We start from the raw sequence: 12,589 nt of genomic DNA on the forward strand, positions 1-12,589 counted from the left end.
AAGTGTTTGTTTTCGTAGTTATTTTGTGTGCAATGGGGCGCGTTCCGGATTGCCCGGAGTGCATGCGGCGGATGCCGGTGGAGCGTTTCGGGATAAACGAAGAAAGCGCCCTTGCGGGCGCTTTCTTCGTGTGCGACATCGGTCAATGGCGGCGGCCACATCCGCACCGTCGCGTCAACATGCCTGCGCCGAGGATCTGATCGACGGCGCAGTGCCGACCGCCAGCTCAGGCAGTTCGGACCTTGCTCAGCAACTGTGCGACCGGTGCTGCTGCGCGCGTGGCGGACTGCCGCGCCTGCCGTGCATCGATCTTGAAGATCGCCACCGCATCGGTGAGCTGCACCGCCTGTTCTTCCATCGCGCGTGCAGCGGCAGTGGCTTCTTCCACCAGTGCGGCGTTCTGCTGCGTGGTTTCGTCCATATGCGTGATGGTCTGGTTGACCTGCTCGATGCCGGCCGACTGTTCCTGGGAGGCTGCAGAAATTTCGCCCATGATGTCGGTGACGCGTTGCACGCTGGCCACCACCTCGCCCATGGTCTTGCCGGCGCTGTGCACCAATGCCGAACCCTCGGCCACGCGTTGCACCGAGTCGTCGATGAGGCCCTTGATCTCCTTGGCGGCGCCGGCCGAACGCTGCGCGAGCGTGCGTACTTCGGAGGCCACCACGGCAAAGCCGCGCCCCTGTTCGCCGGCACGTGCGGCTTCCACCGCCGCGTTCAGTGCCAGGATATTGGTCTGGAAGGCGATGCCGTCGATGACGCTGATGATGTCGGCGATCTTCCTGGACGAGGCCTCGATACCGGTCATGGTGTCCACCACCTTGCCAACCACCTCGCCACCTTGCGAGGCAACGCGTGCGGCGCCGATCGCCAGCTGATTGGCCTCGCGTGCGCTTTCGGCATTCTGCTTGACGGTTGAGGTCAGTTCTTCCATCGATGCTGCGGTTTCTTCGAGGTTGGCCGCCTGCTGTTCGGTACGTTGCGACAGGTCTTGATTGCCGGCGGCGATTTCGCTGGCCGCGGAGTTGATCGACACAGCCGATTCCTGGATGTCGCCGACGATCTGCGCCAGCTGGCTGGCCGTGGCATTGGCGTCATCGCGCATCTGTGCGAAGACGCCGTGGAATTCGCCACTCATGCGTGCGGTGAGGTCGCCAGAGGCGATGGACTGCAGCAAGGACGACAGCGACTGCAAATTGCCGTCGGCCGTGGACATCAGGTGGTTGAGGCTTTCGACCATGATGCGGAAATCGAACTGGAAGCGCTCGGCATCGCCGCGCGCGCTGAAGTCGCCATTGGCGGCCGCCTGGGCGAGATGCTTGATCTCATGATTCATCGCCGACAGGTTGAGCTTGACCTGCGACATGGTTTCGCTGAAAACGGCCTTTTCGCCCGGCAACGGCTGCATGTCTTCCGAGAGTTCGCCGACGGCATACCGGCCCATGATGCGTGCCAGATCGGTTTGCACTGCCACGTGCGCGGCGACCAGCAGGTTGGTGTCGTTGGCCATGCGTCCGTAGTCGCCCGGGAATGCCGCCGCATCTATACGGAAGCTGATCTGGCCGTTGTCGTGATGCCTGGCCATGTCGGTTTGCGCGGCGATCAGATTGCGCAGCTGCAGCTGCATGTTGTCCATGGCCTTCAGCAGACGGCCGGTTTCGTCGGTGGCGCTGGTGTGCACATCGTTGTGCAGGTTGCCGGCTGCGATGGCTTCCGCAGTGCGTGTGGCCTGGCTGAGCGGTTGGGTCAGGCTGCGTGTAATCAACCATGCGAGCAGGCCGCTGATGACCAGTGCCGCAATACCGCCAGTGATCAGGGTGACTTTAGCTTTATGCATCGATGCAACCGCGGCCGCATAGGCATCTTTGCTGAGGCGGCGTTCCAGTGCAGCGTTATCGCGGATCGCGGTCTGCTGCGCGTCCATGGCTGTTGCGGCGTCGCCTTGCAGCAACGCCTGTGCTTCCTGATTCTGATCGCGAAGGCCGTACTCGAGAACCTGGTTATTGAGCTTGACCGAGATGTCGCGCTTGTCCTTTAACAGCTTGAGCGCCTGCTTTTCAGGCTCACTGCTGGGCATTGCGGCCAAAGCGTCGTGTGCCTGCTTGTAGCGTGCGCGGTTCTTTTCGATCGTGTCCATCGCGCGGCGATTGGCGGCTTCGCCAGCGACCATGACGATATCGCGCAGACCGATCGCCACATTGGTATTGGCGTCGAGCATTTCCGAGGATAGCTGGATCCTCTCCATGTTGCTGTTGACGATGGTATCCAGCTCGAGACGAGCGTTGGACATGGTGACCATGCCGATCGCAACAAGCAGGCCCGACAATAGGATCAGGATGCCGAAGGCCATGCCCAGGCGACGACCGACATTGAGGCGTTGCAGATATGTGTTCATTACCGCATCCAGGTAGGGCAACTGAGGGCTCGGTGGATGAGGTCATCCACCCAAACGTCTTGCTCAGCTAGCGGCCGGATCGCGACGAGCTAAAGGCGCGTATTTAAAAATACTTACATTGAATTCATCGTGTGGAAGAAATTTCCCGACAGCTGTCAGTAGCGACCTGACGCGCGCGCAGAAACTGTGTCTTCATTGCGTTACGGCTGGATCGACGCACGCCAGCAGCGGAACCCTTTTCCGACGTTCTGCCGAAACGCACCTGGAGCAAGTCAGATCTCGGGACAGGAGCGAATGCGTCATGTGTCGAGGTACCGTCAATACGCTGTCTTCAGGCAGTGCCGGTGCCGGTGCTGCGGAGTGGTCACGCGATTCGATCGGCTGTGATGCGGTGCGACAAGGCCGACNCGGCGCTTGAGGCATCACGCGTGTGGCGGCACTGTGGGTGTTGCGCTCAACTTTCCAGCGCAGCAAGCACCTCTGCATGTAACTGCTCGGCGCCGCTTTCGGTATTGAAGCGTGCAAAGATTTCCTCGCCGGAGAGCAGGCCGACCCGTACCGAATGGCAATACGACCCGAAGTTTTCGCCTGCATTGAAGGGATCGCTGATGACGGAGATATGGTTGAGGCGGACCCGGGTGGTGCCGAACTTGATGAACATCTGCAATCTCCTGTGTGAGCGCCCAGTTTCCCACTTTGTCGGGCAGCGCAGAAGCCGGCCTCACGCATCCGTCGACCCAGCACGTACACTGCCGTCCCCTGAAGCCGAGCTCGCCCGATGTCCGATCCGATCCGTCTCGACAAATGCGTGGCCGCGTTGTTCGGCTGCTCGCGTGGCGAGGCGCAGCAATACATCGAGGGCGGCTGGGTCAGTGTGGACGGGGTCGTGGTCGAAGAGCCGCAAGCCTTGGCGACCGCGGCGCAGGTGACGCTGGCGGACAACGCCGTGCTCGAACCTGCCGAGCCTGCCACGCTGCTGCTGCACAAACCGGCAGGCATGAGCGCCGAAGCGGCGCTGGCACTGGCTACTGCCGAAACGCGCAGCGCACTGGACCAGCTCGAGATGCGTGTGCTGAAGCGGCACTTCCTGCGCTTGAACGCGCCGCTGCCGTTGGAGGACGAAGCGAGCGGTCTGCTGGTGCTGAGCCAGGACGGCCGCGTCCTGCGCAGGCTCAGTGCCGATGCATCCTCGATCGAACAGGAATTCCTGGTGGAGGTGCGCGGTGAGCTGCGCCCATACGGCATGGCGCGGCTTGCGCATGGCCTGGTGTATCAGCAACGCAGCCTGTCGCCGTGCAAGGTGAGCTGGCAGAACGAGGAGCGCTTGCGGTTTGCGATCAAGCACGTGCAACCCGGCCAGCTGCGTTACATGTGCGGTGAGGTGGGGCTGGAGGTGGTCAGCATCCGGCGCTTGCGCGTGGGCCGCGTGTCGCTGGGCAAGCTGGCCATCGGCCAATGGCGCTATCTGCCGACAGGCGAACGTTTTTGATTGGCATTGCACGTAAAACGCGTGTGGTTGCAACGCGGTCGTCTGCCGATATTGTGGACACCTCGCATGCATCGAACACCGCGCGGCCTTGACCCCGCGGCGTCGTTACCGAGCGCTGCTGTTCGGGCAGCTTCAGCACTGGTGCGTTTTTGCGCGGGAACTGGAGCATAACGGCTCATATCAGAAAATGGCCGGCCCGATTTAGACCGGGCCCGGCAGATCAGCAATTCAGGACGATTGCGCATCGAACGCAAGCTGCGTTGCGTATCCCGATATCCGACCCGCTCCCTTCACCGCTTACTTCTTGTTGCGTTTCTTCTTGGCGCGCGTCACCAGCCAGAACACAACGGCAATCACACCGACGACCAGAATGATGAAGGCCGGTGACAGAAACGAATTGTCGCCCATGAGAATTTCCTGAAAGTCTTCGCAGCCAAGCGCTGCACTGACATCAGCCTAGCGAGCGACCTGCTTGATAGTGTGAAATACACCGCATTGCGTTCCGCCATACCGTTGCGGCCGTCTACGTCATGCAACCGGGGTAGAAAGCACCAGGTGCTTGGCCATCACACTGCGGATCGCGCTCAACAGCTGCTCGGGGGTATAAGGCTTTTCGAGGAAGGCCACACCGTCCGGCAGGATCTCTTCCACATACTCGACCGCCAGTCCGGAGGTCAGCAGCACGGGCAGGTTATAGGGCGCGTGCGTCGTCTTGAGTGCCAGATCCACGCCGGTCAGACCACCCGGGAAATGGATGTCGGAAAACAGCACGTCGACGCGCGGGTCGCTTTCGATCAGGGCCAGGGCCTCTTCGACCGAGCCTGCGCTACGGCAGGTAAAACCATAGCTTTCAAGCACAAGGCAGCTGAGTTGTCGGGTGCCATCGCCGTCTTCGACGACGAATACAACTGGCCGTTCCTTGTTCTGTGACATGAGCACGTCTCGTAAGGCAGGCCACATTCTCAGCGATGCGGCAGTGAACCCTCTGTCAACGCAGACGGAGCCGTACGGTTACCAGCCGAACGGACCCGGACCATAGCCGCCGGGGCCGTAGCGCGGTCCGAACAGCGCGCCTTCGCCGCGCCCGACGCTGATGCTGACGCCGATCTGATGCGCCTTGCCGTCGTCGTCGTAATAGGTCTTGCAGGAATTCAGGTTGACGGCCTGCCAGTTGCTGTTGCCGCCGCGGTTGGAGTAGCCCATGCCGGTTTCGACCGCGCCATGCAGCTTGCCCTGGCATTGCTCGGCGCGTTCGGCAGCAAGCGAGGCCGCGCCGGGGCGGGTCAGCGCAGGCTTGGGGCCGCTTTTGTCGCCGTAGAAGGTGCCCGGTGGGTCGGTGCTGTATTCCGGATCGGAGCGGTACTGTACCGGTGCCTGCGGAACGCTCAGGTCCAGCGACCGCGCCGACACCGGCTCGGCGCTGCTCTCGCCGGCCTGGGCGAGCGCGCTGCCGGCGGCAAACAGAGTGGCCAGGAGAAGCAGGCTGCGTTTCATCGGGTGGACTCTACCAAGAGTGACTGACAGCGCGTGCCAGATCGCCTTGTGAAACTAGCAACGGCTGATTGAATGCGCGCTGTCGATTGTGCGGATTTTTGTGCCAGCGCCGTCACTGCGATGACACATGCTGTCGCATCAGCCCTGCTCGCGCACGATCTCGATCAGCTGCGCTCCATACCGGGCCAGTTTGCCGCCACCGATACCGCCGACACGCGACAGGGCGTCGATGCTGGTCGGCCGCTGTTCGGCGATATTGCGCAGCGTGCTGTCGTGGAAGATCACGAAGGCCGGCACGTTCTGCTCCTTGGCCAGCTCCGCGCGCAGGCCGCGCAAGGCGTTGAACAGCACCAGATCCTGCGGCTGCACCGGCAGGCCGGTACGTTGCGCGCTGCGCTCGCGCCCGGCGGCCGGGTTTTCGCGCCGCATCATCACCTGGCGCTCGCCCTTGAGCACCTGGCGGCTGGCGTCGGTCAGGCGCAGGCCGCCATGGCCTTCGCTGTCGACCTCCAGCAGGCTGGCCGCCACCAGCTGGCGGAACACTCCGCGCCAGGTGCGCTCGTCCAGGTCGCGGCCGATGCCATAGGTGCTCAGCTGGTCATGGCCGAGCTGCTTGATGCGCTCGTTCTCGCTGCCGCGCAGGATGTCGATCAGATGGCCTACACCGAAGCGCTGCCCGCTGCGGTACACGCAACTGAGCGCTTTCTGCGAGGCCACGGTGGCGTCCCACGCGGCGGCGGGCGTCAGGCAGTTGTCGCAGTTGCCACAGGGCTTGGGATAGGTCTCGCCGAAGCCGGCCAGCAGCACCTGGCGGCGGCATTGCATCGATTCGCAGTAGCCGAGCAGGTGATCGAGCTTGGCGCGCTCCAGGCGCTTGCGCTCCTCGGCCGCTTCGCCCTGTTCGATCATCTGCTTGAGCAGCACCACATCGCCCAGGCCGTAGCAGAGCCATGCCTCGGCGGGGTCGCCATCGCGGCCGGCGCGGCCGGTTTCCTGGTAGTAGCCTTCCAGCGACTTGGGTAGATCCACATGCGCCACGAAGCGCACGTCCGGCTTGTCGATGCCCATGCCGAAGGCGATCGTGGCGGCCATGATGATGCCGTCCTCGCGCAGGAAGCGGCGCTGGTTTTCCGCACGCACCTCGGCTGGCAGGCCGGCGTGGTAGGGCAGGGCATTGAAGCCTTGCGCACACAGATACTGCGCGGTCTCTTCGACCTTGCGCCGCGACATCGCATAGACGATGCCGGCCGAGCCGCGGTAGCGGCCCAGGAACTCCTGCAGCTGCTTGCGCGCGTTGTCCTTCTGCACCACGGTGTAGCGAATGTTGGGGCGGTCGAAGGAGCTGACGAAGTGGCGCGCGTCGACCAGATCCAGCCGTTCGGCGATCTCGCGCTGGGTCGGCGGATCGGCGGTGGCGGTCAACGCCATGCGCGGGATATGCGGCCAGCGTTCGTGCAGCACGGTGAGCTGGCGGTATTCGGGGCGGAAATCGTGGCCCCATTGGGAGACGCAATGCGCCTCGTCGATGGCGAACAGCGCGATGCGGCTGCGTTCCAGCAAGGACAGGAAGCGCTGGGTCAGCAGGCGCTCCGGCGCGACGTAGAGCAGGTCCAGCTCGCCCGACAGCAGGGCGCGTTCGACCCGCTGGGCGTTCTCCGCATCCAGCGTGGAATTGAGGAATTCGGCGCGCACGCCGAGCTGGCGCAAGGCCTCGACCTGATCCTGCATCAGCGCGATCAGCGGCGAGACCACAATGCCGATGCCGTCGCGCAACAGCGCCGGCACTTGATAGCACAGCGACTTGCCGCCACCGGTGGGCATCAACACCAGGGCATCGTTACCTGCAGCGACGTGTTCGACAATGGCTTGCTGTGGGCCGCGGAAGTCGTCGTAACCGAAGACGCGGCTGAGCAGTTCGTGGGCGGGGGAAGACATCCGCTTAGGATACCGCGAGGGTCAAGCCCTGGTCGGTGTCGTGCCGGCGGTGTCGCGCGATGGCGGGTCGGGGATTGCCGTGATGTGAGGGTGTGACGAACAATGCCCAGGGGAAGGGCAGGGGGGAAGGGGCATTGTTTGCGTGGCGCGGGCGATGCCAAGTAGACGCTGCAGCTGACATAGTCGGGCTTTTGCGCCGTACCCTCACCCCAACCCCTCTCCCGGCGAGAGAGGGGCTCAATTTCCGATCGTCGATGCGGATGGCGTGGCAAAGGAATGCTGTGTACTGCAGAGCCGGTGCACCCTGCGCTCCATCACCATGAACATGACACCAAGAGCCCCTGAGTCAGGGGCGCGCCAAAGGCGCGGGGTGTGGCAGGGAATGGAGCAGGGGCCCAAGGTTTCGGCGCAGCGAAACCTTGGGCAAACCGGCAGGGGTCAAGCCCAAGGGTTTACTGCAGCAGCGAGCGCAGCATCCAGGCGTACTTCTCGTGGGTCTGCAGGCGCTGGGTCAGCAGGTCCACGGTCGGGTCGTCGCCGGCGTCGTCGGCGGTACCCAGCACCTTGCGCGCGGTGCGGCAGACCGCTTCGTTGCCGCTGACCAGCTGACGCACCATTTCACGCCAGTCGGCGCTGTCGCTCAGTCCCTGTTCTTCCGGGATCGAGGTCAGGGCGACGAACTCGCTGTAGGAGCCCGGTGCGTTGTAGCCCAGGGCGCGGATGCGCTCGGCCACTTCGTCCAGCGCGGCCCACTGCTCGGTGTACTGGGTCTCGAACATGGTGTGCAGCGAGTTGAACATCGACCCGGTGACATTCCAGTGGAAGTTGTGGGTCTTCAGGTACAAGGTGAAGGCGTCGGCCATGTAGCGGGCCAGACCATCGGAGATCTGCTTGCGATCGCTGTCCTTGATCCCGATATCGATGTGTGGTGCCGATGCTGCGGCGACCGGCAGTGCGTCCAATGCTTCATTGACGACGACGGGCTTGTTGGCGTTCTTTTTCTTGGACATGGGAATGGTCCTCCTGAGGAAACTGATATCGGGTCACAATAGACAGGCTAAAGGATCTCTTGTCATTCAATCTTTCACATTTTTCCATCAATGAGCGCTATCGACACCGATCTTGCCAACACCTTGCGTGAGCGCCGCCGCGCCGTCGATGGCGCGATGAGCCGCGACCGTGGCCGGTTGCTCGGTCTATGGTCGCGCTGGCAGGGCAAGCCCGGCAACCCGCAGGTGCGCGAGGCGTTCGAGCAGGCGCTGGCGGCATCGCAGGCGCAACGCCAGGCGCGCGTCGAGCAGCAGCCGGCCATCACGCTGGATGAGCAACTGCCGATCGCGCGCGAGGCCGAGCGCATCATCGCGCTGATCCGTGACCATCAGGTCGTCGTCATCGCTGGCGAAACCGGCTCGGGCAAGACCACCCAGCTGCCCAAGCTGTGTCTGGCCGCCGGGCGCGGTGCGGCCGGCATGATCGGTTGCACCCAGCCACGCCGGATCGCCGCGCGGGCGGTGGCCGCGCGCGTGGCCGAGGAGCTGAAGACGCCGCTGGGCACCACGGTGGGCTTCCAGGTGCGCTTTACCGACCGGGTCGGCGAGCAGTCGCGGATCAAGTTCATGACCGACGGCATCCTGCTGGCCGAGATCGCCAGCGACCGCTGGTTGTCGGCCTACGACACCATCATCGTGGACGAGGCGCACGAGCGCAGCCTCAACATCGATTTCCTGCTCGGCTATCTTAAGCAACTGCTGCACAAGCGCTCCGATCTCAAGTTGATCGTCACCTCGGCCACCATCGATACCGAACGCTTCGCCCGGCATTTCGACAACGCGCCGGTGATCGATGTGGAAGGCCGGACCTTCCCGGTCGAGGTGCGCTACCGGCCGCTCGAAGGCGAGGCCGACGACGGCGGCGACGGCGATGGCGAGCGTGGCAATGGCCGCGATGGCGAGCGCACCGTCAACGATGCGATCGTGGCGGCGATCGACGAGATCACCCGCATCGATCCGCGTGGCGACGTGCTGATGTTCCTGCCCGGCGAGCGCGAGATCCGCGACGCGCACCAGGCGCTGGAACGGCGCAAGTACCGCGAAACCGAAGTGGTGCCGCTGTACGCGCGGCTGTCGGCGGCCGACCAGGACCGCGTGTTCAACCCGGGGCCGCGCCGGCGCCTGGTGCTGGCCACCAACGTGGCCGAAACCTCGCTGACGGTGCCGCGCATCCGTTATGTGGTGGATCCGGGTTTTGCGCGGATCAAGCGCTATAGCCCGCGCCAGAAGCTGGACCGTTTGCATATCGAGCCGATTTCGCAGGCCAGCGCCAACCAGCGCATGGGCCGCTGCGGACGCATCGCCGAGGGCATCTGCTACCGCCTGTATGCCGAAGCGGATTTTGCCGCGCGGCCGGCATTCACCGATCCGGAAATCCGCCGCTCGTCGTTGTCGGGCGTGATCCTGCGCATGCTGCAACTGGGGCTGGGGCGAATCGAGGATTTCCCGTTCCTGGAGGCGCCGGACGAGCGTGCAGTCGCCGACGGCTGGCAGCAGTTGCTGGAGCTGGGCGCGATCGATGCCGATCGGCGCCTGACCGCGACCGGTCGCCAGATGGCGCGCCTGCCGGTGGACGTCAAGCTGGCGCGCATGCTGGTGGCCGCGCAACAGCATGGCTGCCTGCGCGAGATGATCATCATCGCCTCCTTCCTGGGCATCCAGGATCCGCGCGAGCGCCCGCCCGAGGCACGCGAAGCGGCCGACAACGCGCATGCGTTGTTTGCCGATGCACGCTCGGAATTCGTCGGCATCCTGCGATTGTGGGAGGCGTATCGACAGGTGCACGAGGATCTCACCCAGTCCAGGTTGCGCGACTGGTGTAACCGGCATTTCCTCGGCTTCTTGCGCATGCGCGAATGGCGTGAGCTGCATCGGCAGCTGCGCCTGTTGTGCGAAGAGCTGGGTTGGAGCGAGGAGCCGGCCGCTGCGATGCTGGCGCCGCTGCTGGCCGGTGCCAGCGCGCCTGCGCGCGAGGACGGGCACAACGCCAACCGGCCGACGCGCGGGCAGCTGCATCGCGCTGCGCGGCTGGCGCGCGAAGGCAAGCCGGATCCGAACGCGCCACCTGCACATCACGCCTCCGCCGCTGCCAGCAGGCAGGCCGAAGCGGCCGAGGCGTCGGCACGCACCAGCGAGCGCGAACGCGCAGCGGCGTATCAGGCCTTGCATCGCGCGCTGTTGGCCGGCCTGCCGACGCAGATCGGCCATCGCACCGAAAAAGGCGATTTTCTCGCCGCGCGGCAACGCCGGTTCGTGCCGTTCCCCGGCTCGGCATTGGCACGCAAGCCACCGCCGTGGATGTTGGCGGCCACGCTGCTGGATACGCAAAAAGTCTGGGGCATGACCAATGCCGCGATCGAGCCGGACTGGGCGATCGCCGAGCTGGGGCATCTGCTGGCACGCAAGCATTTCGACCCGCATTGGTCGCGTGCGCAGGGGCAGGTGGTGGCCTCCGAACAGATCAGCCTGTTCGGCCTGGTGCTGGCGCCGAAAAAGCCGGTCCATTTCGGCAAGATCGACCCGGCCGGCGCGCATGACCTGTTCGTGCGCCAGGGCCTGGTCACGGGCGAGATCACTACGCGTGCGGCGTTTATTGCCGACAACCTCAAGGTGCTGGAGCAGGCGCGCGAAGAAGAAGCCAAGCTGCGCCGCGCCGGTATCGTTGCCGATGAAGACTGGCAGGCGCGCTGGTATCTGGACCGCATTCCGGCCGAACTGCATTCGGCCAGCGGGCTGGATGCATGGTGGAAAACCCTGCCGCCGGACAAGCGCCGCAGCCTGCACTGGACGTTGAACGACCTGTTGCCGGGCGAAGGCAGCGAGGCCGATCGTTTTCCGAAGTATTTCCCGCTGGGCGATGCGCGGCTGCCGCTGCATTACCGCTTCGAGCCGGGCGCCATCGATGACGGGGTGACGCTGGACGTGCCGCTGCACCTGCTCAACGCGCTGGATCCGGCGCGGCTGTCGTGGCTGGCGCCGGGCTTCGTTGCCGACAAGGCATCGGCCTTGATTCGCAGCCTGCCCAAGGCGCAACGGCGCAACTATGTGCCGGCACCGGATTTCGGGCGCGCGTTCTACGAGGCCTACAGCATCGCCTCGGCCGACGATCTCCGCGGCGAGCTGGCGCGCTTTCTGACCAAGGCCACCGGCACGCAGGTGGCGGCGCTGGATTTCGACGAGGAGTCGCTGGACACGCATCTGCTGATGAACCTGCGCCTGCGCGATGACGACGGCAAGGTGTTGGCCGAGTCGCGCGACCTGGACGGATTGCGCGCACGCTTTGGCGAGCGTGCCGGCCACGCCTTCGCCGCCCGTGCAGGACGCGCCCTGGCGGCCGAGGGCTTGCGCGACTTTCCGTCCACGCCGATTCCCGAACAGGTCGCCGGCGAAGCCGGCGTGCCGGCGTACCCGGCGTTGGTGGATCAGGGCGAAGACGCAGCGCTACGCATCTTTGCCGACCGCAACGAAGCGGCGCAGACGCATCCGCGCGGCGTGCGCCGGCTGCTGGAGATCGCGTTGGCCGACAAGATCAAGCAGGCGCGCAAGCAGCTGCCGGTGTCGCCCAAGACCGGCCTGCTGTACGCGGCGATCGAATCGCAGGAGCGCCTGCGCGGCGATCTGGTCGATGCCGCGCTCAACGCGCTGCTGGCTGATGGTCTGGGGGCGATTCGCGACCCCGGCGCCTTTGCGCAGCGCCGCGACGAGGCGATCAAGCGCCTGTTCGGCGAGGCGATGGAACGGCTAAAACTGGCCGAAAGCATTCTCGGTTCGGTGGCCGAACTCAAGCCCTTGCTGGAAGCGCCGTTGATGGGCTGGGCGCGCGGCAATCTGGACGATATGGAGCAGCAGTTGCGCGCGCTGGTGCATGCCGGCTTCCTGCGCGAAACACCGGCCGAGGCGTTGGCCAATTATCCGCGCTATCTCAAGGCGATGATCCTGCGGACCGAGCGCGCCAAACGCGATCCGGCCCGCGACCAGGCGCGCATGCTCGAACTCAAGCCGTTCGTGGATGCGCTGGACGAGGCGGCTGCGCGTGGTCTGCAGCAACGTGATGCGTGGCAGTCGCTACGCTGGGATCTGGAGGAATTGCGCGTGTCGGTGTTCGCGCAGGAGCTCGGTGCCAGGTCGGGCGTGTCGGCGAAGAAGCTGTCGCAGCGGGTGGCTGCGTTGCGCAACTGAATGATGCTGGATGCGCTGATGAGGACGGCTTGCCGTCATCGCCAGCGC

Annotated in this window: 8 protein-coding genes; 2 read left to right on the forward strand and 6 right to left on the reverse strand. The window is 64.7% G+C overall.

What is annotated here, in order from left to right; all coding sequences use genetic code 11:
* Positions 1 to 226 precede the first annotated feature (226 nt).
* Together XaplCFBP3123_RS09985 and XaplCFBP3123_RS09990 are read right to left on the reverse strand one after the other, a co-directional pair.
* The gene (locus XaplCFBP3123_RS09985) at positions 227 to 2,395 is read right to left on the reverse strand and encodes a methyl-accepting chemotaxis protein (RefSeq protein ID WP_104533909.1); all 2,169 of its coding nucleotides are present in this window, start codon (positions 2,393 to 2,395) and stop codon (positions 227 to 229) included.
* Between the two features lie 454 nt (positions 2,396 to 2,849).
* Entirely contained in the window at positions 2,850 to 3,056 is a 207-nt protein-coding gene (locus tag XaplCFBP3123_RS09990; protein ID WP_104533910.1) for a hypothetical protein, read from the reverse strand.
* A gap of 117 nt (positions 3,057 to 3,173) precedes the next feature.
* On the opposite strand from XaplCFBP3123_RS09990, the gene XaplCFBP3123_RS09995 reads away from it, so the two are divergent.
* Complete coding sequence (locus XaplCFBP3123_RS09995) at positions 3,174 to 3,884, forward strand: rRNA pseudouridine synthase (protein WP_104533911.1); 711 nt, start codon at positions 3,174 to 3,176, stop codon at positions 3,882 to 3,884.
* Between the two features lie 528 nt (positions 3,885 to 4,412).
* Here XaplCFBP3123_RS09995 and XaplCFBP3123_RS10005 read toward each other — a convergent pair.
* The 4 genes from XaplCFBP3123_RS10005 to XaplCFBP3123_RS10020 all read right to left on the reverse strand — a co-directional run bounded on the left by XaplCFBP3123_RS10005 (position 4,413) and on the right by XaplCFBP3123_RS10020 (position 8,323).
* Positions 4,413 to 4,817 (reverse strand): response regulator, encoded by a 405-nt coding sequence (locus tag XaplCFBP3123_RS10005; RefSeq protein ID WP_104533913.1) that lies wholly within the window; start codon positions 4,815 to 4,817, stop codon positions 4,413 to 4,415.
* 78 nt (positions 4,818 to 4,895) lie between these two features.
* Positions 4,896 to 5,378: a hypothetical protein gene (locus XaplCFBP3123_RS10010; RefSeq protein ID WP_104533914.1), complete on the reverse strand. Its 483-nt coding sequence runs from the start codon at positions 5,376 to 5,378 to the stop codon at positions 4,896 to 4,898.
* 138 nt (positions 5,379 to 5,516) lie between these two features.
* Positions 5,517 to 7,313: a DNA helicase RecQ gene (gene recQ / locus XaplCFBP3123_RS10015; protein WP_104533915.1), complete on the reverse strand. Its 1,797-nt coding sequence runs from the start codon at positions 7,311 to 7,313 to the stop codon at positions 5,517 to 5,519.
* Positions 7,314 to 7,765: 452 nt separating this feature from the next.
* Positions 7,766 to 8,323, reverse strand: a complete 558-nt coding sequence (locus XaplCFBP3123_RS10020; RefSeq protein WP_104533916.1) for a Dps family protein — start codon at positions 8,321 to 8,323, stop codon at positions 7,766 to 7,768.
* A gap of 90 nt (positions 8,324 to 8,413) precedes the next feature.
* On the opposite strand from XaplCFBP3123_RS10020, the gene hrpA reads away from it, so the two are divergent.
* Positions 8,414 to 12,541, forward strand: coding sequence for an ATP-dependent RNA helicase HrpA (gene hrpA, locus XaplCFBP3123_RS10025; RefSeq protein ID WP_104533917.1), 4,128 nt, complete (start codon positions 8,414 to 8,416; stop codon positions 12,539 to 12,541).
* Positions 12,542 to 12,589 lie beyond the last annotated feature (48 nt).

It is taken from the genome of Xanthomonas arboricola pv. populi (genome assembly GCF_002939945.1).
Classification (GTDB): Bacteria; Pseudomonadota; Gammaproteobacteria; order Xanthomonadales; family Xanthomonadaceae; genus Xanthomonas; species Xanthomonas arboricola_A.

What these genes read in the sequence shown, in the direction of transcription:
- hrpA (WP_104533917.1), top strand. Translation starts at nt 8,414, where the DNA reads ATGAGCGCTATCGACACCGATCTTGCCAACACCTTGCGTGAGCGCCGC.
- XaplCFBP3123_RS09995 (WP_104533911.1), top strand. Translation starts at nt 3,174, where the DNA reads ATGTCCGATCCGATCCGTCTCGACAAATGCGTGGCCGCGTTGTTCGGC.
- XaplCFBP3123_RS10020 (WP_104533916.1), bottom strand. Translation starts at nt 8,323, where the DNA reads ATGTCCAAGAAAAAGAACGCCAACAAGCCCGTCGTCGTCAATGAAGCA.
- XaplCFBP3123_RS10005 (WP_104533913.1), bottom strand. Translation starts at nt 4,817, where the DNA reads ATGTCACAGAACAAGGAACGGCCAGTTGTATTCGTCGTCGAAGACGGC.
- recQ (WP_104533915.1), bottom strand. Translation starts at nt 7,313, where the DNA reads ATGTCTTCCCCCGCCCACGAACTGCTCAGCCGCGTCTTCGGTTACGAC.
- XaplCFBP3123_RS10010 (WP_104533914.1), bottom strand. Translation starts at nt 5,378, where the DNA reads ATGAAACGCAGCCTGCTTCTCCTGGCCACTCTGTTTGCCGCCGGCAGC.
- XaplCFBP3123_RS09990 (WP_104533910.1), bottom strand. Translation starts at nt 3,056, where the DNA reads ATGTTCATCAAGTTCGGCACCACCCGGGTCCGCCTCAACCATATCTCC.
- XaplCFBP3123_RS09985 (WP_104533909.1), bottom strand. Translation starts at nt 2,395, where the DNA reads ATGAACACATATCTGCAACGCCTCAATGTCGGTCGTCGCCTGGGCATG.